This is a genomic window from Pseudozobellia thermophila, assembly GCF_900141855.1.
Lineage (GTDB): Bacteria > Bacteroidota > Bacteroidia > Flavobacteriales > Flavobacteriaceae > Pseudozobellia > Pseudozobellia thermophila.
Map to the genome: position 1 here is coordinate 814,645 of NZ_FQYU01000001.1, position 23,653 is coordinate 838,297.

Consider the following 23,653-nt stretch of genomic DNA (forward strand, 5'->3'; position numbering starts at 1 on the left):
GCGGCACAGCGGATTTTCTTGGTTAGGGCCTGGTATAGGGCTATAAAAAACGAAATAGGCTAGGCTGGTTTTTGATGGTTAAAAAAAGATGTAGTCGTGCAATCCTGTTTCCTTATTGTTCCTCAATGCTGCTGCTGCGGCTTTGGCATTGAACAGGGCGCCTTCGCTGTTGGTATGGGTGTGGTCTTTTGGAAAGAAAAGGTCTACCTTCTCTTTGCCGATAAGTTCATACCGCTTCGCTATGGCGGCACTTAAATCGATAAAGGGCACACTTTCGCTTTCAGCTATTTCCTTGGCCCATTGTACATAGGTGTCGTGCCGTTGGTCTACGCTGCCTTGGCTCCATTCGTTACGGGGCGTAAGGCTGAGGATGATGGGGTTGGCCCCCTTTTTCCGGGCATCCGAAACCATCTTTCTTAGGTACCATCCATAGGTGTGTACCGTTTCGGTAATGCTATCGTTTCGTATAACATCTTTGGTTTCGTAGCCGACCCCCTCGAGGGATCCCTTGTACTTTTCCTTACCAATAGTGCCTTCGTCGTTGTGTCCGAATTGAATCAAGACGAAGTCGTCGGGTTGCAATTCCTGTAGAACATCCTTCCAAAGACCGTCGGTAATAAATGTTCTACTGCTTCTGCCACTACGGGCGTGGTTGAAAAAGTTTATTCGTGTGGTATCGACAAACTTCTCGAAGGGAACGCCCCACCCGATCGCATTTTCATTGGCATTGTCGGCCATGGTCGAATCGCCTACCAAATGAAGGTTTCTCTTTTTGGGCAGAACGATCTGTGGGTAGTCGATGAGATGGTCTTCCAGGCCGGAGTCTTGGGCGCGCAGTTCACTCGAGATCACCGAGGCGGCCAAAACCGCTCCGCGGGCCGTAGTGTGGGTGGGGTCCCTTTCGTAAAAGTGGTTGCCCGTAACCCCCATTTCACCCATTTTCTCCATTTCAAGGGCCATTTTTTCATTTAGATCGACAAAGCTGGCCCCTTCTTGCTCGGCAACCTGCTTGGCCCATAAGGGGTAGGATTCGGGTTCGCGGACCACTTTGCCGTTTCTCCAAAGGTTTCTGGGCATGGGCGACAATACAATGGGAACGGCCCCCTTGTTTTTGGCTTCGGCAACCATTTTTTTTAGGTACCAACCATAGCTGTGAACGGTTTCGTGTTTGCCGGTAAGAATGTTGTCTATTTCCTTTGCTTCATCGCCTATTCCCTGTAGGCTTCCCCTGGCCCGAAAATTGTCGTTTATGGGGCCGTCGTCGTTATGCCCGAACTGTATCAAAACGTAATCGCCCTTGTTCAGTTTGAGATAAACACTGTCCCATAGGCCCTTGTCTATAAACGTTCTGCTGCTGGTACCTCCCATGGCATGGTTTTCTACACGGACTTCGGTACTATCCAAAAAATGTTGAATAAAATCTCCCCATCCCCAAAGGCCGTTGGCACCATCGCCACGGCCACTTTTTACAGTGGAGTCACCTACGGTATAAACGACGGGTTTTACATTTGGTGCGTTGGAACAGGAATAGGCGAATAGTCCGATCATGACTATCACAGTGGGTATGCGTAATCTCATTGTGTGGGGTTAGGAGGATAAATACTGGAGTGCAATATACAACCTATCTTGCACTATTCTAAGCGAATAAAAATTTCAGACCGAATTCCGCTCGATATACCTAAAAACATTTTTAACGCGTTCTTTTTTGTTTTTGAGCACCATATAGGCTGCCGTTTCGCCCATGGCATTGAAGTCGGTACTGATAACGGTTATTCCCAGGAGCTCCTTTAACGGGGTCTCGTTGTATGAAATTATTCCGATATCGCTGCCCAAGGTTAAATTCTTCTTCCGAACTTGTCGTACGAGATTGACCAAGTCGGACTCTTCAATTATGATATAGGCATCGCGACTTTGCAACTCCATATCTTCATAGATTTCCCCTAAAATCTCAAAATCAAAACCTTGCTCGCCACAAAACCGTTTAAAGCCCCGCATAATGCGCATGGGATAGGGGTATACCTTTTTTTCAGGGTATACCAAGATCAATTTATCGTATTTCCTCAAGCGTTCCCGGCCCTCAAGGAGGGCTTGGTAAATGTCGTTTTCAAAATCTTGGTACAAAGCGGCGTAATTGCCCTTGATCTCAACCTGTGAATTGTCGAGGATAATAAGCTTGTTGTTGGGTATCTTGTTCAAGACCGAGGTAACCTTGTCCGTGGCCGAGGTATGGTTGAGGTTTTCATCCTTAAAATGGGGCATGATCACGTAATAGTCGTAAGCCCCTAGATTGCGCTCAATGTAATGGGTAAACAACGACTCCTCGCAATGGTAGATAAAAAGATTGACATGGCCGTTTACCCCGAGTTCGTTTACAAAGGAATTGTAGATGCGCATTTTATAGGAACTGGGCTTGTTGACCAAAAAGAACACATTTATTTTTGAGATCAGTTCCGTCTTGGCGATGTAATACCCCTTGCCCTTTACCGATATAATGGTTTTCTGGACCTTGAGCTGTCTGTATGCCTTTTCAATGGTGTCCCTGGAAAGCAGAAGGCTTTCACTTAGTTCGTTGATCGATGGGATTTTGCTTCCAATGGGTAGATTGCCCATGGCTATACTATCCACTATAGAATCGACAACCTGCATGTATTTGGGAATACGGGAGGCTTCGTTAATCTTTATGTTCAAGGTCTCTGGCATAGGTCTTTCAAATCAATATTCGCGTTCCCGATTTGATACCTTCAAATCTCCGCTTCGGCTTTTGGAATCCTCTACGTTCAAACAGGCTCTAAAAGTAAGCAAAAATTGAGGCAAGGCCATAGGGCTGGGTACTTCTTTTGTAAATTTTAAAGGGCACAGTACAGCACAGGATAGTCGCGGGAAATGGAATATGTATTTTTGGTGAAAGTGAAAAAACAATCAGAAACCACTTTATAAGATATACGTTATGCAAAAGACATTTCAACATGTAAATTATCTATGGGACGAAAAAAAGGCAAATGAACTGGGCGACGACCAAGTGGCCCTTTTTCTTTACCGCTCCAATATCTTGGGTGCCGATTTAAGGATTACCAATTACGGAGGGGGCAATACCAGCTGCAAGACCATAGAGAAAGACCCTTTGACCAATGAAGAGGTAGAGGTAATGTGGATCAAGGGTTCCGGGGGAGATATCGGTACCTTGGACAGGGCGGGAATCGCCGGCCTTTATACCGAAAGGTTGAGGAACTTGAAGAACGTTTACGAGGGGCTGCATGACGAAGACCGTATGGTCGGGCTGTTCAACCACTGTATTTACGATCTTGACAGCCGGGCCCCTTCAATAGATACTCCTTTGCACGGCTTGCTTCCTTTCAAGCACATCGACCATTTGCATCCCGATGCGCTGATCGCCGTGGCGGCGGCCAAGGACAGCGAAAAAGTAACCAAGGAAATCTGGGGCGATACCATGGGCTGGGTACCTTGGCAACGCCCCGGTTTCGACCTGGGGCTGCAGTTGGAGAAATGTTTGAACGACAACCCCGGAATTCGCGGCATTGTCTTGGGCAGCCATGGGTTGTTCACCTGGGGAGACACCTCCTACGAATGTTATATGAACAGTTTGGAAGTCATTGAAATGGCTTCGGAGTATATTGCCAAAAAAATAGAGGAACAAGGGGAAGTGTTCGGAGGACAAAAGGTACAAAGCCTGCCCGCCGACGAACGCAAGGATAAGGCTTCGCAGCTAATGCCTTTGTTGCGCGGACTTTGCTCTTCGGAGAACAGGATGATCGGTCATTTTACCGATACCGATGTGGTGCTCGAATACATTAACAGCAACGACTTGGAGCGGTTGGCCCCGATGGGGACCTCTTGTCCCGACCATTTTCTGAGGACCAAGATCCAACCCTTGGTATTGAAGCTCGATGCCAATGAAGACCTGGGCGACCCCGAGGCCATTTTGAAAAAATTGGAACCCGAGTTCGAACAGTACAGAAAAGAATATGCACAGTACTACGAGTCGTGCAAAAGGGACAATAGTCCCGCGATGAGAGACCCTAACCCGGTTATTATCATTTATCCGGGTGTAGGAATGTTCAGTTTCGCCAAGAACAAGCAAACGGCCAGGGTGGCCAGTGAGTTTTATGTCAATGCAATCAACGTGATGCGCGGGGCCGAGGCCATTACCGAGTATACCTCTTTGCCAAGGCAAGAGGCCTTTGATATTGAATATTGGTTGCTCGAAGAGGCAAAACTGCAACGTATGCCAAAGGAAAAACCCCTGTCGCGCAAGGTAGCCTTGGTTACCGGTGGCGGTGGCGGAATCGGGAAGGCCATTGCCGACAAGTTGGCCGCCGAGGGGGCCAATGTGGTATTGACCGATATCGCCGAAGATCGTTTGAAGGAAGGGGTGGCTACGTATAAAGGCGATACGGCATCCTATGCAGTTTGCGATGTGACCAAGTCCGAATCGATCGCTGCCGCCTACAAAAAGGCATGCTTGGATTTTGGAGGGGTCGACATCGTGGTGCACAGTGCCGGTCTGGCCATTTCAAAACCGTTGACCGAGACCACCGAGAAAGATTGGGACATCCTTCAAAATGTATTGGTCAAGGGACAGTTCGAATTGGCAAAACAGGCCGTAAAGATCATGAGGACCCAAGGTTTGGGCGGCGATTTTATAAGCATCGCCAGTAAAAACGGATTGGTCTCAGGACCGAACAACGTAGGCTACGGCACCGCCAAGGCGGCGCAACAGCACATGGCCAGGTTGTTGGCCGCGGAGTTGGGAGGCGATAAGATCAGGGTCAATACCGTCAATCCCGACGGTGTGATCGTCGGTAGCAAGATTTGGGAAGGCGATTGGGCCGAAGGCCGTGCCAAGGCCTACGGCATTTCTGTCGAAGAACTGCCCGCCCATTACGCAAAAAGAAATTTGATGAACGAAATTATATACCCCGCCGATATCGCCGACGGTGTATTCGCCTTTGTCGGATTGCTGAACAAGAGTACCGGCAATATCATCAATGTGGATGGCGGAATGGCCAACGCTTTCGTGAGATAGTACCAATACGGATTTCAACCACTAATTATGCAGATCAATAAAGAAGAGATACGGTCGGGCAACGAAAACTTGAGGGAGGCCCATAAGGCGGGCTTCGACTTTCTGGCGAACACCTTGTCAGGACAGGGGGTAGACGTCAACGCCATAGTACAAAGGCTGGCCGATTTTCAAGTGGCCATCCCGAGTTGGGCCTTGGGTGCCGGAGGTACCCGTTTTGGTAGGTTCTCTTACTATGGGGAGCCATCGTCGCTCGAACAAAAGATTCAAGATGTCGGCGTCTTACACGCCCTGACCCAAACCGCCGGGGCCATATCGTTGCACATACCATGGGACGTTCCCGAAGATTACAAGGCCATCAAAGAGGTGGCCGCCCTTAACGATATCGTTTTTGACGCCGTCAACTCGAATACCTTTCAAGACCAGAAAGACGCGGTCCATAGTTATAAGTACGGTTCGTTGAGCAACGTTGACAAGGCCGTAAGGGACCAAGCGATCGCACACAACATCGAAGTAGTCGAGATCGGTAAGAAATTAGGTTCCAAGAGCCTGACCGTATGGTTGGCCGACGGCTCCAATTTCCCGGGTCAAAGTAACTTTCAAACCGCCTTGCGTCATACCGAGGACAGCCTTAAGCAGATCTATGGCGTTTTGCCTGAAGATTGGAAGATGTTCATCGAGTACAAACCCTACGAGCCCTATTTTTACAGTACGGTGATACAGGATTGGGGCACTTCGTTTATGCTGGCCAATGCCTGTGGCGAGAAGGCCTTTACCTTGGTCGATCTGGGCCATCATTTGCCCAATACCAACATAGAGCAGATTGTTTCGACCTTGATGATGAAAGGGAAATTAGGTGGTTTTCACTTTAACGACAGCAAGTACGGCGACGATGATAGTACCGTTGGCAGTGTCAAGCCCTATGCTTTGTTCCTTATTTTCAACGAGCTCGTCTACGGTATGAAGAACAATCCACAGAACCCGTATCCGGCCTGGATGATCGATGCGAGCCATAACGTCAAGGATCCCTTGGAAGACCTGATACAATCGTTGGAGGCTATCCAGGAGGCTTATGCCAAGGCCTTGTTGGTCGATCAAGACCGGTTGAAGGCCGCACAGCTCGAGAACGACGTGGTACAGTGCCAAGAGATACTTCAGAATGCCTATCGTACCGATGTCAGGCCGCTTTTGCAACGGGCGCGTTTGGAAAGGGACGGTGCCTTGAACCCCATACAGGCCTACCGATCAATGGGGATAAGGCAAAAACTGGTAGACGAACGGGGCAGGCATAGCGTTGCCTCCGGATTATAAACTAGAATGGATTCACATGAAGGTAACCGCTGTATTTGACATTGGTAGAACCAATAAAAAGTTCTTTCTCTTTGACGGGAATTTTAAGGAGGTGTATAGGGAATATACCCGTTTTGAGGAAATTACCGACGAAGACGGATATCCTACCGAAGATTTGACGGCACTTGAACATTGGGCGAAAAGTGTTTTTGACAGAATGATCGCTTCGCCCGATTTTGATATTGTAGCGCTTAACTTTTCGTGTTACGGGGCGAGTTTGGTACATATCGACGCCAACGGCAAGGTCCTTGCCCCACTATACAATTATATGAAACCTTTAAAGAGCGAGGTTGTCGACAGCTTCTACGAAGCCTATGGCCCGGTAGACGAATTCTCGCGGGTTACCGGTTCACTGAACATGGGCATGCTCAACACCGGAATGCACCTGTTTTGGTTAAAGCGCGAACGGCCCGAGGTTTTCAAAAAAATCAAATATTCCCTGCACCTGCCCCAGTACCTGAGTTACTTGTTCACGGGTATACCCGTAAGCGAGTATACGAGCATTGGCTGCCATACCATTTTGTGGGATTATGAAAAAAACAAGTATCACGATTGGGTTTTTCGGGAAGGGGTCGATAAGAAGCTTCCGCCCATTGTCGATTCGAACCGTACGGTAAGTGTGGCCTTCGGAGACAGGAATATTGAGGTGGGTCCCGGGATCCACGATAGTTCTTCGGCACTTTTGCCCTATGTGCGAAGTATCTCCGATCCGTTCTTATTGGTGTCTACCGGTACTTGGAGTATTTCCATCAATCCGTTTGCCAAAGGGATGCTTACCCTCGACGACATTAAGAGGGAAAGTATGTTCAACATGCGTATCGATGGGAGCCCGGTAAAAGTGGCCCGGCTTTTTTTGGGTAACGAATACAAGCTTCAGGTGAAGGAACTGACGGCCCGTTTTGGGGTACCTGCCGATTATCACCGAACAGTGAGGTTTGACGGGGAAACCTTTTTTGAGATCAACAAAGACTTTGAGCCCATGTTCAAGTGGAAGAGCATCGAGGGAAGGAACGAGCCCCGGGCCACTACCATTCCGTACGATAAATTTGAACATGCATACCACCAGCTGATGCTTGAACTGGTAATGCTTCAGGTAGAGAGTATTAAATCGGCCATTGGCGACCAACCGATTACAGATCTGTACATCGACGGAGGTTTTAGTGATAACGATGTTTATATAAATCTATTATCTTATTACCTTCGGGACATGAAATTGCGAACGACCGATGCTTCGTTGGGTTCTGCGCTAGGGGCGGCCATCGTTATCTCAGGTACAGCGCTCGACACTGGTTTTTTGGCTCGTAATTATGGCTTAAAAGATTATTCCTCCCTTAAATCGATTAACAATGAAGAGTGAGATAAACTCCCAGTACCCTTCCGTTGATGCTTTGCGTGAAAAAGCAAGAAAGAGAGTTCCAGGCTTTGCCTTTGAATACTTGGACGGGGGTTGCAATGAAGATGTGAACATTACCCGAAACACTTCCGAACTAAGGGAAGTCCAACTGCAACCACGTTACCTTCAAAATTACGGGACAAGTTCTACCAAGACCAAGGTCTTGGGAATGGAATTCGACGCCCCCTTTGGTATTTCCCCTGTAGGTCTACAGGGCTTAATGTGGCCCAATTCGCCCGAAATTTTGGCGAAATCGGCCCACAAGCACAACATTCCCTTTATTTTGAGTACGGTTACCACCATGAATATTGAAAGGGCAAGCGAGCTTACCGAGGGCAAGGCATGGTTTCAGTTGTACAACCCGGTCGAGGATGCCGTTCGAAACGACATCATTGATCGGGCACAGGCCGCCGGATGTCCCGTATTGGTCCTGTTGTGCGATGTGCCCACTTTTGGGTATAGGCCCAGGGATATTCGAAACGGATTGGCCCTACCGCCAAAAATGTCGGTGAGAAACATACTCCAGATATTGGGCAAGCCTACCTGGGCGATCAATACCCTAAAGTACGGCCAGCCCACGTTCGAGAACCTAAAGCCCTATACGCCCGAAGGACTCAACCTAAAACAATTGGGACAGTTTATGGACCGGACGTTCTCGGGAAAGCTTAACGCCGAAAAAATTAAGCCCATCCGCGACCGGTGGAAGGGCAAACTCGTGCTCAAGGGGGTGGCCTCTGAACAAGACACCGAAGATGCCATAAAAATGGGCTTCGACGGTATTATCGTTTCCAACCACGGGGGCAGGCAGCTCGATGCCGCACAATCGACCATCTCCTCTTTAAAGGATATCGCACCAAAGTATGGCGACCAAATCGAGGTGATGATCGATAGCGGACTACGTTCGGGTCCCGATATTGCACGGGCCATGGCCAGTGGGGCCAAATTCACCTTTATGGGGCGCTCTTTTATGTACGGGGCCGCCGCCTTGGGGAACAAGGGGGGAGACCATACCGTGGCCATGCTGAAAAGGCAGTTTCAACAGGTAATGGACCAACTGTGCTGCGAGCGGGTCGAGGATCTTCCGAAGCACTTGATAAACGATCAAAAGTAATATATGACACTTTACAGCCAGGAAGAAGAAGTAATTGAGGAGTCGGCCAGCGGCGAATTTGAAAGACAGCCCGTGCCCCAGTCCAAACTGAAAAGTTGGAAAAGCTTTTTGGGCATGTACGCGGGCGAGCACGCCGCCGGTACCGAGTTTGTTATCGGTCCGTTATTTCTTACCACCGGGGTGAGTGCCTTCGATTTGATCATCGGCCTACTGGTGGGCAACCTTTTGGCCGTGCTCAGCTGGAGGTTTCTTACGGCCGAGATTGCCGTTAAGTACAGACTTACCCTTTACTACCAACTCGAGAGGATATGCGGTAAAAAACTGGTCATTGGGTACAACTTGGCCAATGGGATATTGTTTTGTTTCCTGGCCGGGGCCATGATCACGGTTTCCGCTACCGCGGTCGGCATTCCTTTTGATATGGAAATGCCCAAACTGACCGATACCGTGCCCAACGGCCTTACGTGGGTGCTCATAGTAGTGGCCTTGGGTGCCGTTATTTCCCTGATTGCTGCCAAGGGCTTCAATACGGTTTCAAAGGCTGCCAATTGGATGTCGCCGATTATTGTCCTGGCTTTTTTGGCTTGTGGCATCGTTTCGCTCCAACAGTTGGGCGTTACCAGTTTTTCGGAGTTTTGGGATATCTGGGGCGAGGGCTCCGACCCCTTTCCAGGACAGATCAAGTACACCTTCTGGCACGTCGTGCTCTGGTCGTGGTTCGCCAATGCGGCCATGCACGTGGGTATGTCGGACCTTTCGGTCTTTAGGTTTGCCAAAAAGGCCAGTGCGGGCTGGACCACCGCGGCCGGTATGTACGTCGGCCATTACATGGCCTGGATCGCGGCCGCCCTCTTGTATGCCGTTTATTTAAAGACTCCCGAGGCGCAGGTTTTAATAGGTAATGGCGAGGCGCCTACCGTGGCCCCCGGGCCCTTGGCCTACAATGCGCTGGGCTTTTTCGGGATTTTGGCGGTAATCTTGGCGGGGTGGACCACCGCAAACCCGACCATTTACAGGGCAGGCTTGGCATTTCAGGCCATCCTGCCGAAAACTTCCACGTTTTGGGTAACCATTATAGCAGGTACCGTGGCGACCGTGGCGGGACTGTTTCCGGCCTTTGCCATGAAGCTGCTCGATTTTGTGGCCCTATACGGCTTTATTTTGGCACCCGTGGGGGCCGTGATCGTATTTGAGCATTTCTTTGCGAAGAGTGCGGGGATTATTCCCAACTACGCCGAGTTCGGACATATAAGGTTCAATAAGGCCGTTCTCTTGGCCTGGGCCATTAGCTTCGGACTCTTTTATTTTATTTCGGTGCAGTTCGATGTCTTTTTGTCCTTCGTTACCTTGCCCGCTTGGTTGTTATGCGGAATACTGTTCTTGGTCTTTAGCAGGTATTTCCAGAAAAGGCCTAAGACATAACGGGCCCGATCCATTCTTCTTCCTTAAGAAGAGACCGGGCTTTTGATGGTCCCGTGGTCGGTTCGTATGCGCCCTTATTTCTTTGGAGGCATTGTTAAAAACTTCCAATAGGGGGCCCTTGGGGTAAAATTAAGGGAAGGTCCTTTCCGCCTCGTTTTAAAAAGTAGTATATTTGCGCAATCGATTACATTTAAAAAAAGGTAAAATGACAAATTATGAGTTCAGGTATGCATCCCATCCCGAGGATGCCAAAAAATACGGTACGGAAGAACTTCGGGAGCATTTTTTGATCGAAAACCTCTTTCAGGACGATGCGATAAATTTGACCTATTCGATGTACGACAGGTATATCGTTGGTGGTGCCAAACCGGTGGGCAAAGACCTTCCGCTGGAAACCATTCCCTATCTTAAATCCGATAATTTCTTGGACCGAAGGGAATTGGGCATTGTCAACGTCGGGGGCAAAGGTAGCGTTTCGGTCGATGGTACCGTTTACGAATTGGATAAGAAGGAAGCCCTCTATGTCGGCAAAGGGACCAAGGAGGTCACCTTTCTGGCGGGTGGTACGCAGCCCTTGTTCTATATCAACTCGGCACCGGCACACCAAAGTTTTCCGACGACCAAGGTAGGTAAGGACAAGGCCGAGGTTCTCGAACTGGGGGAAACCAAGTACGCGAACAAGCGGATTTTGAACAAACTGATCGTCAACAGTATCGTCGAAACATGCCAGTTGCAAATGGGCATCACCGAATTGGTGGAAGGCAACGTGTGGAACACCATGCCCGCCCATACCCACGAGCGGCGTATGGAGGCCTATTTCTATTTTGACCTTGAAGAAGGCCAGACGGTATGCCACTTCATGGGCCAGCCCCAGCATACACGGCATATTTTTATGAAGGGCAATCAAGCCGTGCTATCGCCCGAATGGTCGATACACTCGGGGTCGGGAACAAGTAACTACTCCTTTGTATGGGGTATGGCGGGTGAAAACCTTGACTATGGCGATATGGACGTGTGTCCGCCCGACCAGTTAAAATAAGACGGCTGTCTTGTGCTACCCAAACGGGATAGGGAAGAAGGCTGTAATTAATAACCTAAAACAACCCAATAAATAGATGAAAAGACTAAATAGGGGGAATGTGGCGGCGACCACCGACCTGCCGATAAAAATTCTTCAGTTCGGGGAGGGCAACTTTTTAAGGGCCTTCGTCGATTATGCCTTTCAAAAGTTGAACCAAGAGGCCGATTTTAATGCGGGAATAGCCGTCGTACAGCCCATACCCCAGGGAATGGTTTCCGTACTCAACGAGCAAGAAGGGCTTTATACCCTTTTTTTAAAAGGAATTAAAGACGGCAAGGAGGTCGAGGAAAAGGAACTTATTACCAATATCGTCAAAGGTGTCGACCCCTATTTGGATTTCGATGCTTATTTGGATTTGGCCAAGGAAAAGGAGCTGCGGTTCGTTATTTCGAATACGACGGAAGCGGGCATTGCCTACGTTGCATCCGATACGATGGATATGGCCCCGCCATCTTCCTTTCCGGCAAAACTGACAGTGCTCTTGCACCGTCGGTTCGAACATTTTAAAGGGGCCGCTGACAAGGGCCTTGCCATCATACCCTGTGAGTTGATCAACTATAATTCCGATACACTTAAGAAAATCGTGTTCGAGTATATCGATTTGTGGAATCTATCGGAAGAATTCAAGAATTGGGTGAATACGGCCTGTAGTTTTCACAACACCTTGGTCGACCGCATCGTACCAGGCTACCCAAAGGACCAAATCGACGAGTACAACAAACAATTGGATTATCAAGACAAGCTGATAGTCAGTGCCGAAACCTTCTTTCTATGGGTAATAGAGGGGGATGAAGCGCTAAGGAAAAAACTGCCTTTTGATAAGACCGATCTCGATGTTAAGATCGTTGCCGATATGCAGCCGTTCAGGACCCGAAAGGTGCGCATTCTTAACGGGGCCCATACCTCAATGGTGCCATTTTCCCTACTCTATGGAAATCAGACCGTTAAGGAAAGTGTGGATGAAGGCTTTACCGGGACTTTTATCCGTTCGCTGGTTTTTGATGAAATTATCCCTACCTTAGATATGGATAAGGAAGAGCTGGAGGCTTTCGCCCACGCGGTTTTCGATAGGTTTAAAAACCCCTTTGTAAAGCACAGGTTGGCCAGTATCGCCCTCAATAGCATATCCAAGTTCAAGGTACGGGTCTTGCCCAGCCTTTTGGCGTATATTAGCCGCAAGAACGACCTTCCGCCACGTTTGGTCTTTGCCTTTGCCTGTTTGATCCGCTTTTATAAGGGAAGCTGGAAAAACCAGGCACTTCCGGTGAACGACGATGCAGGGATAGTTGATGATATGGCGCGGATATGGAAATCGGCCTCCTTTGATAGTGTGGCCCAGCAGGTCTTGCAAAACGTACGGTATTGGGGAGAAGACCTAACGACCGTTCCCCATCTGAAGGATGCGGTGGCAAAAGGCCTTCGGTATATAGAGGAAGATGGTATACAAGAAGGATATATCAAATTTGAAAACGATTTAAAAGCAGGCAGATATGCAAACTAAATTGATCAAGGTTCATGCGGAAGACAATGTGGCCATAGCCCTTGTGGACCTGGTCCAGGGAGATCGGGTGCAGTTTGAAGGACAGGAGATCATCGTTCTGTCCGATACCCGGGCCAAGCATAAGATCGCCTTGGTCGACTTGGCCCCTGAAGACGAAATCTTTATGTACGGCGTGTTGGTGGGCAAGGCGGTTGCCGAAATAAAAAGAGGGGATGCCCTTACCGTGGAAAATGTCAGACACCAAAGCAGTCCCGTAGAGAAAAAGACCGCTTCGGTAAGCTGGACTCCGCCCGACGTGTCGAAATGGAAGGATAGGACCTTTATGGGCTATCACAGGCCCGATGGTCAGGTGGGTACTGCCAACGTGTGGTTGTTCTTTCCCCTGGTGTTCTGTGAAAACAGGAATATCGAAATTCTCAAGGATGTTTTTGAAAAAGAACTTTCCATCGGCAAGGTCAATAAGCAAAGGAACTTGTTGCGAAACCTGATTAGTGGCAACCCCGAAGATACTGCGGGTGAAAAGGAGCAAGAATCCTCACAGACCTTCGATAACATCGAAGTAAAATTTATCACCCATCAAGGAGGATGCGGCGGTATCAGACAAGATTCTGAGACCTTGGCCAAGTTGTTGGCCGGATATGTCAAAAACCCCAATGTGGCCGGCGCGACCGTATTGAGTTTGGGATGCCAGAACTTGCAGATAGAAATATTGAAGAAGGCCTTGGCGGCCATAGATCCCGATTTAAAAAAACCTGTCCTTATTTATGAACAGCAGCAAATGGGCACGGTCGATAACATGCTCAATACCATTATCAAGGAGTCTTTTGAAGGGATTAAGGAGGCCAATAAGATCCAACGTATGCCGGCACCGATCTCCAAGTTGAAAATGGGGCTTGAGTGTGGTGGATCTGATGGTTTTTCCGGTATTTCCGCCAATCCCTCCCTCGGCTATGCCTCCGATATTTTGGCGGCCGTAGGTGGTTCCCCGATATTGTCGGAATTTCCCGAATTGTGTGGGGTAGAGCAAGAATTGGTGAACCGATGTGTCAACGATGAAGATGGCGAACGCTTTATAAGCTTGATGAAGGCTTACGAAAGTGCAGCGGAGGCTGCCGGCTCGGGCTTCGATATGAACCCATCCCCCGGAAATATAAAGGACGGCCTGATCACAGATGCCATGAAATCGGCGGGTGCGGCCAAAAAAGGGGGTACTTCTCCGATCGAGGCCATTTTGGATTATGGCGAGTACGTTACGAAACCGGGCCTTAATTTGGTTTGTACCCCCGGTAACGACGTCGAAAGTACCACAGGAATGGTGGGCTCGGGAGCCAATATCGTCGTCTTTACCACGGGCTTGGGTACGCCTACGGGCAACCCCATCGCACCGGTGCTCAAGGTATCGTCGAATACCGTTTTGGCGGAACGTATGCCCGATATTATCGATATAGATACAGGGGCCGTGATCCGCGGGGAAAAATCGATAAGCGAGATGGGTGAGGAAATCCTGGACTACGTCATCAAGGTGGCCAGCGGTGAGATAACGGCCAAGGCCGATGCCTTGAACCAAAACGACTTTATACCCTGGAAAAGGGGCGTTTCTTTATAGAAACCGGATTTATCCAAGGGTTTTCTGGGAAGATTTACGGATCTCGAGCGAAGGGCTGAGCACCACGTTTTTTTCTATTTTGACGTCATTGGATTCTATTTGCTCCAAAAACACCTTGGCCGCCGTTTTGCCCATAAGAAGGGGCGATTGGTCTACCGAAGAAATAGGAAGTTCCATAAACTGGGTAAACGGTTCGTTACTGAATCCGACGACACAGAAATCTTCGGGAATTTTTTTCCCTATTTCCCTGAGGTATTGAATGGCTCCCAAGGCCCCTAGGTCGGTAGCCGAAAAGATGGCATCGGGCGGTTCAGGCAAGCCCATAAGCTTTTTGGCGGCGTCTTTTCCCGCGACGATTTCACTTTGTAGCGCGATGACATAATCGGGGTTGAATTCCATCCCGTGGTCGGCCAGGGCCTGCTTGTATCCCGCCAAGCGGTTTTGGTAAATAAGCAAGGATAGATCTATGGTCATATGGGCTATATGCTTGCAGCCCTGTTCGATGAGGTGCTTGGTGGCCTGGTAGGCCCCTTGGGCATCGTCCAAAGTAACCGAGCTTATCCCTTCTATTTCTTTTTTTCGGTCGAAAAAGATAAGGGGCACGTTTTTGGAAAGTACGTATTTGAAATGATCATTGCCCTTGCTCTGTCTCGAAGCGGATATGATTATCCCGTCGACCTGGGCATTAAGAAGGTTTTGTACGATATCGATTTCCTTTTTGCCTTCTTCATGCGTCTGGGAGATGATGACGTTGTAGCCTTTGGGGTTCAATTCTTCTTCAATACCCCTGATTACGGTAGAAAAGAAATTCCGGTTGATATAGGGAACCACCACTCCAACATTTTTACTTTTGCCGCTTTTAAGGGCCAAGGCAAGCTTGTTTTGCTTGTAGTTCAACTTTTTTGCCGTTGCCAAGACCAGTTTTTTTGTGTCTTCACTGATCCTTGGGTTGTCGTTGAGCGCTCTGGATACGGTTGCCGCAGTGATATTTAATTCCTTGGCAATGTCATAGATGGTTGTTTTTTTCATCTACATGGTTTTGGTAAAATAGGGTGGTAGGCCGAAGATGCTCTTCTTTTACCTGAATAACCCATTTATTGAAAATGAGATTACAATAGTATTATGTTCCATTTAATGCGAATCGACTTCTTTTATCTAACGTTAGCCTGTAACCGGATTAAAGACGTTTGCACAAACCAATGGCACATATGTTAAAAGGGGCTCAATTTAATCAAAAGAATCCAATAAACCCTAGATAGTTGGAATTTAGATGGAAAGCCCAGGGCACATTGTTTGGGCCTATTGGAGTCCATTCCCTATTATCGAAAATGGAATTAAGGAATGGGTCGGTTTTCAAAGGATGATTTTGATGGTCTGAATAAAAAACAAAGGGCAATTCAGGTTATCGCCAGCAACTAGGAAAATAGGGAACATTTCTTTGGTGCCGTTGCGAAATTCCTTGTGATTGCCCTTTGTAACCAAACTAACTCAAAAAAAACTAATCCTAAGAATACCAATTGCTTCCAACAATTGATTTTTTTAATTCGGTACTATTCCGAGGCATGTCCATATCCTTGGGTAATCAAGCCCTTCGACTTCGATAGGGTTTCAAAAGGTATGGCCCTCATATAACGCGGTGGTTCACCGGCGTTGTAATACGAGTCGGGGTATCCCTTGAATATATCGGAAGTGTATTGACTTTCATTGGCTATGATGTTGGCTCCCCATGGGGACTTTTCATATCCATCTGCCTCCAGGGCGGCGGCCACCGGACCATCGGGGTCGATGTACTCATATAGTCCGCGAATGGCCAGGTTTACCTTGTCGCTTTCCAATGTGTTGATGTAATCGATCCACAGGTCGCTTGTACCTCGCCATCCGGGCACCAGTACGGGATAGGTCGGGTCATCCGGGGCAAGGCCTTCCGGGGTTTGTGTGGTGAGCAGGTTCAACGACGGATCGATATCTTCCTTGATGTTGACATATTTGGTCCATACGTAGTTGGAAATGGTCATGCCGGTTTCGGGAAAGGTATAGTAACCATCGCTTTTTAAGCCTTCTACCATGGCAATTTGCCTATCCCGTAATTTTTTGATCCGCTCGGGCATCTTTCCATATAGGGTCATGTCCCATCGGGTTTTGCCTTCGCCCGCCAATTCCAGTTTTCGCTCAAAGGCGATGGCATCCAACAAGGCTTGGCCGGACAATGCCCCGATATAGCTGGTTACATGCTCGGCTTGGTCTGCCTCGGGAAAAGCCCGGCTTCTTACTTTGGTCAAGTAGGTCTTTGCCGTTGCCTCGTCACCGGTGGCCGCCGATGCATAGGCCAGGTCCAACATAACATCGGCCATGCGCAATTGCTGCCAGTTGCAACCCGACTTTCTTTGGGCGACGGTGTAGGGATCTTTAAAACGTGCTTCGTCCAATTTGTTTAGGGCCAGTCCGCCTTTTTCCCTACTGCCTGGCTCAAAATTGATAAGGCGCTCGGAAGCCGCTCCGGAGTTGGCCGTTACACAGGCCGTTACGTCGCGTCTTTTGTCATTGGGTAAAAAATCCCCGTAATAGAAGCTGGCATAAATTCTGGCCTGTCCGTAATTCTTCGGGGGATAGGCATTGGACCCACCACCACCCGATGGGCGCCCGAAAGAATAGGGGAAATCTGAATTGAAGCCCCTGGTATATCCGGATTCGTAAATGGATTCGGGGCTTACTTCCAAATCCATCAAATATTGAAAGTTGCGCTGAAACGGATTGTTAAAGCCCTCCCCCCTTTCATCGGATTCTATCAAACGGGCGGAGCCGGGGTTGTTCACCACGTTGAGGTAATGCTCTTTGGCAATAAGCATATAGGTTTCCCAATCGGTACGTCTTACGTATTTGGCCTGCCATGTGCTGTTTTCGACCCCAATTTGCTCAAAGGTCACATTGCCGTAATCGAAATCGGTTCTACGCAGTTGATAGCCAGCGGCGTCGAAGGCCAGCCTACCGATCAGGGCATCGCCATAGGTGCCCGAAAAGCGCTCGGCGTTTATGCCTCCTTCGCCCAATCGGTACATCAATGGAACGGCCTTCTTAAGGGCCGCTATCTCCTTGTCGTATATCAAATCCCTTGAACTTAGTCCCAGGGTATCCGTCTGTTCGGTGCTTTTGATGGCATAATCGAAGTAAGGCACATCGCCGTAATACCTGACCAGTAGCTTATAAGCGGTAGCACGGGCCGCGGTGGCCTCCCCGTAAAGTTGGGTCCATTCCGTGGGTTGTCCCTTGGAAACGGCCTCCTGGTATTCTTCCTTCTCCTCAATGGCCTCTATCATTATATTACACCTGTTGATCACGGTATAGCATTCCTTCCATGTCGTGGCCGAGTTTCCGTCGTTGATATTAAACTCCGACGCAAAGAGGCCTTCAGGGATATGCCTGCCTTGGGAGGCATAGTTTTCAGGGTGACACTCCGAATCCGAACCTACCACTTCCGTTTCATAAAAGAGTAGGCGGTCAAGGTCGTACCAGATTTCGTAAATACCCGCCATCACTTTTTGGGCATCCCCCGTAGACACGAATACGGTATCTTCATCAACACTCGATGGGGCGGGCGCATCCAAAAAGTCGTCTTCGCATGCCGTGCCACAGACAAGAAGGGCAATTAGCGTTGTGTATATAAACTTTTTCATAATCTATAAATTATTAAAAATTAAAATTCAATGTTAACCCCTAGGGTGAAGGTACGTGGCCTTGGGTAAGAGCCGTAATCGAGCCCTGGTGTAGGGTAGTATCTACCGCTGTCGGGGTCGGGATCCGGATTTACATTGACTTCCGGATCGAAACCGCTATAGCTGGTCAAGGTAAAGACATTAAACACGGAACCGTATATGCGCAATTTGTTTAACCCTATGTTACCGGAATTGGGTACGGTATAGCCCAAGGTTAAGGTGTTCAGTCTTAGGAAGGAACCATCTTCGATACCAAAGGTGGTGTTGATACTGCTCTCGGGATAGGGCAAGAACGTTGTGGCGTTGGCATTGAGCGCATCCAGTGCGTCGGGATCGACCACGGGAGTGAGCTGACCGTCGACCACATCGTAAATTTTATAGTGGCCTGCGAGTTCTTGGAACCGGTTTCTGAAAAGGCCTGCCTCCTTGTTGCCCAAATAGGCCTCTACATGGGTGGCATTGTAGATGTCGTTGCCGTAGCTCCACACGAAGTTCAATCCGAAATCGAAGGCCTTATAGTTTCCTGAGAAACTAAACCCTCCCGTATGAACGGGGTTGGCGTTTCCTATTACACCGAGGTCTTCCTCGTCAATGGTTCCGTCCCCATTGGAATCCTTTACCTTTTGAACGCCCGGATAGGCGGTCTGGTCCCCTGGCTTATTGCTGAAGGTGCCATAAATATTGGGCAAGAGTCCACTGGCGTAATCGGGAATGCTTTCTTTTAGGGTATATATCTGCGTAGCCGGGTCGTAGTTGAAATCGTCGGTTGTATACCAGCCATCGTGTTCCCATCCGCGATAGAGTCCTACGGGCTCGCCTACGGTAAGGTAGTAGTCTCCCGAACCGGGGGCATGCCTGACTCCGCCAAACTGCGATTTGTACTCGCCGTTTATTCCTTCGTCCAGTTCGTCTACGTTACCTCTGTTTAGGTTAAAGTTTATACTTCCGTTCAATGTAAAGTCTTCGGTATCGACAAGGCCTCCGCTAAGGGATATTTCTATACCCTTGTTGCTTGTCGATCCGATATTGTCTTGGGTAAATTGAAACCCGGTCAAGTCGGATACAGGGGTAACCAATAAGAGATCCTTGACGGTGTTCTTGTATACCTCGACGGTACCCGACAACCTGTTGCTGAACAAGGTAAAATCGAGACCGATGTTCCTGGTTATGGTTGTTTCCCATTTTAGGTTCTCATTGGCTATAAGGCTGGAAGCGGGCCGGTATTGGGGTTGGAGTTGCTCGTTGATGGAGTAGGTGCCTTTTTGTGAGGCCCAGCTTTGTTTCCATAGTTCGGCGCTTATGGCATCGCTTCCCACCGAACCATAGGACAACCTTAATTTAAGGTCGTCTAGCCACCCGGCATCCTGTAAAAAGGATTCTTCCGAAATCCGCCATGCGAAGGCGGCGGCAGGGAAGTACCCCCAGCGGTTGCTCGGCGCGAACCTCGACGAACCGTCGGCCCTGAACGTGGCCGTCAATAAATATTTGTCCAACAAGGAATAGTTGGCTCGCCCGAAATACGACTGCAATCGGTTGGCCGGGGCAACATAGGTTCGATAGAAGTTCAGGTCGGGGAAGTCGCTGTTCGAATCCCGCATATTCGCCCAGGCACGTTCCGAATCGTAGGCTTTCGGATACCGTACACCCACGGCCTCTACGTATTCAGACCCTGAGTCGGCGATTTCCATACCGGCCAAAAAGCTTAAATCGTGATTTTCGCCTAGTCCTTGGACTTCGTAATTAAGTGTGTTTACCAAACGTAGGTTCCATCCTTGGCTAGACCTGACCCTGGCGTCGCCACCAAAGGTTTGCTCGCCATCACCGGTGAAATAGTTGTTTACATAGGCCCCGGTCCATTCCTTTTCGGAGCCCCAGTTTGAACTTAGGCCTAAATCGGCCTTGGCCGTCAGGCCGTTCAGCACCTTCCAAGTCAATGCGGTGTTGAGCACCAGAGATCTCGATTTTGTCTCGTCATCCGAATCGTTGAGCAATGATACGGGGTTGAAAGTGTCTTGTAGCACCCTGTTGTAGTCTCCCAGTTGGGTATTGCTCGTTACGTCCGAATCGCCAAGGATATCGGCAGTATCGACCGGTCTGAACCAATAGGCGTTTGAGTTTCCGTCGTTGTTGCCATTCTGTACTTGGGAAAACCGGGTATTTAGTGAAAGGTCGAGCTTATCGTTGATTTTTTGATCGAGCTTTAGCTGTAGGTTGGTCCTTTTATAAAACGACCGTACCTTGTTTCCCTCTTGGTCTATATGGTTTAACGATAGAAGGTATCGGGTGTTTTCGTTACCGCTCGAAATGTTTATGTTATGGTTTTGTGAAATGGCCGAGTTGTAGAGCTCTTTGGTAAAATCACGGCTATTGACGTTTTTGTAATAGTCGATTCCGGCGGTATTGCTGCCTTCATATCGGCCTATTTTCCACAATTTCTCCCAAGCATCCGCATATTGGTCCCCGATTGCCGAGCCGTAGGCCCAGTTGAATAGGATGTAGTCGTAACTGTCCATTACGGGAATGTATTCGGGAATGTAGCTGTATTGCGTGTAGCCGTCATAAGAGACGGTGGTTTTTCCTATTTTCCCCCCTTTTGTGGTCACGATGATTACCCCGTTTGCACCCCGGGCCCCGTAAATTGCGGTGGAAGATGCATCCTTAAGAACGTCTATGCTCTTGATTTGGTTGCCGGGAATGTTGCTAATGGAACTTACCGGAAAGCCGTCTACGATAAACAAGGGCTGGTTGCTTTGTGAAATGGAGCCTCCCCCACGTACCTTAATGGATACGTCGGCGCCTGGACGCCCGTCTTGGGTGGTGACGCTTACACCTGCCAATTTACCTTGTAGGGCCTGGGCGGCATCGGCAACGGGCACTTCCGCTATTTCCGCTCCGGAGACGGAGGCAATGGAACCGGTTACGTCCCTGCGGGTAGATGTGCCGTAGCCTACCACCACTACTTCATCCAATACACTGGCATTTTCTTCCATGGTGACAATAATGTTGCTTTGTTGCCCTACGTTGATTTCCAAGGGCTTATATCCAATATAGCTGAAGGATAGAACATCGCTTGGGGCGGCATCAATTGAAAAGTTTCCGTCAAAATCGGTGGCGGTACCGTTCGTTGTGTTTTTGATGATTACCGATACTCCCGCGAGGGGCACCCCCGATTCATCGGTTACCGTACCGGTGACCTCATTGCGACTCTGGGCAGAGGCCAGCGAAACGATGAGGAAACAATTGGTAAAAACCAATAAAACCTTTAAGAACTGTCTCATAAGTTGTAAGTATTAATAAATATATTGTTGTGTAATCGATTGCCTAAATTTATGATAATTTTTTATTTTTACTAATTTTTTCTTAAAAAATTCGTTTTTTTTCGATATTGATGCTTCTAAATTGAGCATATGGTACCTGTTGAACTGCCTTTCGACCCGTAATGTTTTCGGCTATGGGGTGCCCAAGCTTGTTGGTTGCTGTTCAGGTAATTTTTTTGATATTTTACGTTTTTCGGACATTGGTATATAGAAATTGGCTGGGGAAGCCATGGTCGATGGTAGCTCAAAATGCTTTTTGGACCCGTTCCTTTTTGTGGTCTTTTATAAATGATAATCAGTGGTATGTATTGGTTTTGTTGGTATTTTTTGCTCTTTTGAGGAGAAGGTGAAATATAATATAAGTGGTTTTTCAAAGCTTGTGCATTTCCTGTTGTTGGGATTCGGGAATATACCCTAGGTTTTTGGGCACGGTGTTTATTTGAATCCTTTAAATGGTTGGGTTCGCCAATTTTTTAATATCGGAATTGGCTTTTAATTATGTTGCGGTACCTGCTGTAAAAGGAAGCTCCAATATTTAACACCCAATTTTTTGTTGGCTTATTCATGTAGGGTTAAGATTTTAGTAATCGATTACCTAAATTTTGATTACCCGTGTGCACTATGGGTCGATGTTGTTGGTGTATGAAACCTTATATACGGCTTCTAGTCCTATTGCCTGTGGTTTGTCTGCCTGATCGATATGCCAACGATCAACATGCCGAATGCTTTATAAAATTGATGAGGACCTGTGGGAAGGCCGCAAGAGGTTTCTGGTTCTGGATTCGGGTCTGAGTCTCATGGGGAAACATCAAGGGCCTATGCCCGGCATTGGCCATATCGATACGGAGCGGTAATCCGTTGGAAAGAGGGTTGCTTATTTGCCGTTTTTTAGCGAAGATTTTCGAATTTCCAATGTTGGGTCGAGTACTACGCTTTTCTCTATCTTAACTCCTTTGGAGTTTATCTGTTCAAGAAACACCTTCGCCGCTGTTTTGCCCATAGGCAGGGGCGATTGGTCTACCGATGAAATGGGCGGTTCCATAAACTGCGTAAAAGGTTCGTTACTGAATCCGACGATACAGCAATCTTCAGGAATTTTTTTTCCGATTTCCTTGAGGTATTGAATGGCACCCAAGGCGCCCAGGTCGTTGGCCGAAAAGATGGCATCGGGCGGTTTGGGTAAGTCCATAAGCTTTTTGGCGGCGTCTTTTCCCGCCACGATTTCACTTTTTAGGCCGACTACATAATCGGGGTTGAATTCCATTCCGTGGTCCTCCAAGGCTTGCTTGTACCCCGCCAAGCGGTTTTGGTAGATAAGCAGGGCCAAGTCTATGGTCATGTGGGCAATGTGCTTGCATCCCTGTTCTATAAGGTGTTCGGTAGCCTGATAGGCCCCTTGGAAATCATCGAGGGTTACCGAGCTTACACCACCGAGTTCCAGTTTGCGGTCAAAGAAAATTAGAGGTATGTTCTTTCGTAAGACCTGTTTGAAATGTTCGTTGGTTCTTGTGTTTCTCGAAACGGAAATTAAAATACTCTCGACCTGTGAGTTCAATAAGTTTTGAACAATGTCGATTTCCTTTTTTTCGTCTTCGTGGGTTTGGCTTATAATAACGTTATACCCCTTGGGGTTGAGTTCCTCCTCGATGCCGCGAATGACCGAAGAGAAGAAATTTCTGTTGATAAACGGTACAACAACCCCGACGTTGTTGCTCTTGCCGCTTTTCAGGGCCAAGGCAAGCTTGTTTTGTTTATAGTTTAGCTTTGCTGCCATTGCCAAGACCAATTTTTTGGTTTCTTCACTGATCCTTGGGTTGTTGTTAAGTGCTCTGGATACGGTTGCCGCTGTGATGTTCAGTTCTTTGGCAATGTCATAGATTGTGGTTTTTTTTTTCATGAAATGGAAGTGTTTTGCCCAAAATGTACGGACAACCGCAAATCTTAAGGTAAAGAAATGTGTGTTATCGATTGCAATATCGTTTATATAATGTCAAAAATGGAATATATATCGATTATTTGTCGATTTTAGGGGTGTATAATTGAGATTATACGGTAAAATTAACTCATTTTTTGTTAAATATGGATATAAAATGGTTGAAGTATTGGGATGGATCAAAATTT

The 23,653-nt window shown here is 48.1% G+C and carries 14 protein-coding genes; 8 read left to right on the top strand and 6 right to left on the bottom strand.

What is annotated here, in order from left to right; genetic code table 11:
• Positions 1-78 precede the first annotated feature (78 nt).
• Positions 79-1,578, bottom strand: a complete 1,500-nt coding sequence (locus BUB37_RS03495; protein ID WP_072988551.1) for a rhamnogalacturonan acetylesterase — start codon at positions 1,576-1,578, stop codon at positions 79-81.
• Between the two features lie 75 nt (positions 1,579-1,653).
• A complete protein-coding gene (locus BUB37_RS03500; protein WP_072988554.1) occupies positions 1,654-2,700 on the bottom strand; it encodes a GntR family transcriptional regulator in 1,047 nt (348 codons plus the stop codon).
• Positions 2,701-2,947: 247 nt separating this feature from the next.
• On the opposite strand from BUB37_RS03500, the gene BUB37_RS03505 reads away from it, so the two are divergent.
• The 8 genes from BUB37_RS03505 to BUB37_RS03540 all read left to right on the top strand — a co-directional run bounded on the left by BUB37_RS03505 (position 2,948) and on the right by BUB37_RS03540 (position 14,505).
• On the top strand, positions 2,948-5,044 hold the full coding sequence (locus tag BUB37_RS03505) for a bifunctional aldolase/short-chain dehydrogenase (protein WP_072988557.1): 2,097 nt from the start codon (positions 2,948-2,950) through the stop codon (positions 5,042-5,044).
• Between the two features lie 27 nt (positions 5,045-5,071).
• Positions 5,072-6,352 (top strand): sugar isomerase, encoded by a 1,281-nt coding sequence (locus BUB37_RS03510; protein ID WP_072988560.1) that lies wholly within the window; start codon positions 5,072-5,074, stop codon positions 6,350-6,352.
• Positions 6,353-6,368: 16 nt separating this feature from the next.
• A complete protein-coding gene (locus BUB37_RS03515; RefSeq protein ID WP_072988563.1) occupies positions 6,369-7,748 on the top strand; it encodes an FGGY-family carbohydrate kinase in 1,380 nt (459 codons plus the stop codon).
• Positions 7,738-8,895 carry an alpha-hydroxy acid oxidase gene (locus BUB37_RS03520; RefSeq protein ID WP_072988566.1) on the top strand — a complete coding sequence of 386 codons (1,158 nt, stop codon included), beginning with the start codon at positions 7,738-7,740 and terminating at the stop codon, positions 8,893-8,895. Before BUB37_RS03515 ends, BUB37_RS03520 begins: the two co-directional genes overlap by 11 nt.
• A gap of 3 nt (positions 8,896-8,898) precedes the next feature.
• On the top strand, positions 8,899-10,317 hold the full coding sequence (locus tag BUB37_RS03525; protein ID WP_072988569.1) for a purine-cytosine permease family protein: 1,419 nt from the start codon (positions 8,899-8,901) through the stop codon (positions 10,315-10,317).
• Between the two features lie 205 nt (positions 10,318-10,522).
• Entirely contained in the window at positions 10,523-11,356 is an 834-nt protein-coding gene (gene kduI / locus BUB37_RS03530) for a 5-dehydro-4-deoxy-D-glucuronate isomerase (RefSeq protein WP_072988572.1), read from the top strand.
• 76 nt (positions 11,357-11,432) lie between these two features.
• Positions 11,433-12,899, top strand: a complete 1,467-nt coding sequence (locus BUB37_RS03535) for a tagaturonate reductase (protein WP_072988576.1) — start codon at positions 11,433-11,435, stop codon at positions 12,897-12,899.
• Positions 12,889-14,505, top strand: coding sequence for a UxaA family hydrolase (locus BUB37_RS03540; protein ID WP_072988580.1), 1,617 nt, complete (start codon positions 12,889-12,891; stop codon positions 14,503-14,505). The genes BUB37_RS03535 and BUB37_RS03540 overlap by 11 nt, the downstream gene beginning before the upstream one ends.
• A gap of 9 nt (positions 14,506-14,514) precedes the next feature.
• Here BUB37_RS03540 and BUB37_RS03545 read toward each other — a convergent pair whose 3' ends face one another.
• The 4 genes from BUB37_RS03545 to BUB37_RS03560 all read right to left on the bottom strand — a co-directional run bounded on the left by BUB37_RS03545 (position 14,515) and on the right by BUB37_RS03560 (position 23,429).
• A complete protein-coding gene (locus BUB37_RS03545; protein WP_072988583.1) occupies positions 14,515-15,534 on the bottom strand; it encodes a LacI family DNA-binding transcriptional regulator in 1,020 nt (339 codons plus the stop codon).
• A 521-nt stretch (positions 15,535-16,055) separates the two neighbouring features.
• Entirely contained in the window at positions 16,056-18,176 is a 2,121-nt protein-coding gene (locus BUB37_RS03550) for a RagB/SusD family nutrient uptake outer membrane protein (protein ID WP_072988586.1), read from the bottom strand.
• 20 nt (positions 18,177-18,196) lie between these two features.
• Positions 18,197-21,493 (bottom strand): SusC/RagA family TonB-linked outer membrane protein, encoded by a 3,297-nt coding sequence (locus tag BUB37_RS03555; protein WP_072988590.1) that lies wholly within the window; start codon positions 21,491-21,493, stop codon positions 18,197-18,199.
• 913 nt (positions 21,494-22,406) lie between these two features.
• Complete coding sequence (locus BUB37_RS03560; protein WP_072988593.1) at positions 22,407-23,429, bottom strand: LacI family DNA-binding transcriptional regulator; 1,023 nt, start codon at positions 23,427-23,429, stop codon at positions 22,407-22,409.
• Between the last annotated feature and the right edge of the window lie 224 nt (positions 23,430-23,653).

Bases quoted from the DNA above. Each gene is read 5' to 3' on its own strand.
- BUB37_RS03495 (WP_072988551.1), bottom strand. From the start codon at position 1,578: ATGAGATTACGCATACCCACTGTGATAGTCATGATCGGACTATTCGCC.
- BUB37_RS03500 (WP_072988554.1), bottom strand. From the start codon at position 2,700: ATGCCAGAGACCTTGAACATAAAGATTAACGAAGCCTCCCGTATTCCC.
- BUB37_RS03505 (WP_072988557.1), top strand. From the start codon at position 2,948: ATGCAAAAGACATTTCAACATGTAAATTATCTATGGGACGAAAAAAAG.
- BUB37_RS03510 (WP_072988560.1), top strand. From the start codon at position 5,072: ATGCAGATCAATAAAGAAGAGATACGGTCGGGCAACGAAAACTTGAGG.
- BUB37_RS03515 (WP_072988563.1), top strand. From the start codon at position 6,369: ATGAAGGTAACCGCTGTATTTGACATTGGTAGAACCAATAAAAAGTTC.
- BUB37_RS03520 (WP_072988566.1), top strand. From the start codon at position 7,738: ATGAAGAGTGAGATAAACTCCCAGTACCCTTCCGTTGATGCTTTGCGT.
- BUB37_RS03525 (WP_072988569.1), top strand. From the start codon at position 8,899: ATGACACTTTACAGCCAGGAAGAAGAAGTAATTGAGGAGTCGGCCAGC.
- kduI (WP_072988572.1), top strand. From the start codon at position 10,523: ATGACAAATTATGAGTTCAGGTATGCATCCCATCCCGAGGATGCCAAA.
- BUB37_RS03535 (WP_072988576.1), top strand. From the start codon at position 11,433: ATGAAAAGACTAAATAGGGGGAATGTGGCGGCGACCACCGACCTGCCG.
- BUB37_RS03540 (WP_072988580.1), top strand. From the start codon at position 12,889: ATGCAAACTAAATTGATCAAGGTTCATGCGGAAGACAATGTGGCCATA.
- BUB37_RS03545 (WP_072988583.1), bottom strand. From the start codon at position 15,534: ATGAAAAAAACAACCATCTATGACATTGCCAAGGAATTAAATATCACT.
- BUB37_RS03550 (WP_072988586.1), bottom strand. From the start codon at position 18,176: ATGAAAAAGTTTATATACACAACGCTAATTGCCCTTCTTGTCTGTGGC.
- BUB37_RS03555 (WP_072988590.1), bottom strand. From the start codon at position 21,493: ATGAGACAGTTCTTAAAGGTTTTATTGGTTTTTACCAATTGTTTCCTC.
- BUB37_RS03560 (WP_072988593.1), bottom strand. From the start codon at position 23,429: ATGAAAAAAAAAACCACAATCTATGACATTGCCAAAGAACTGAACATC.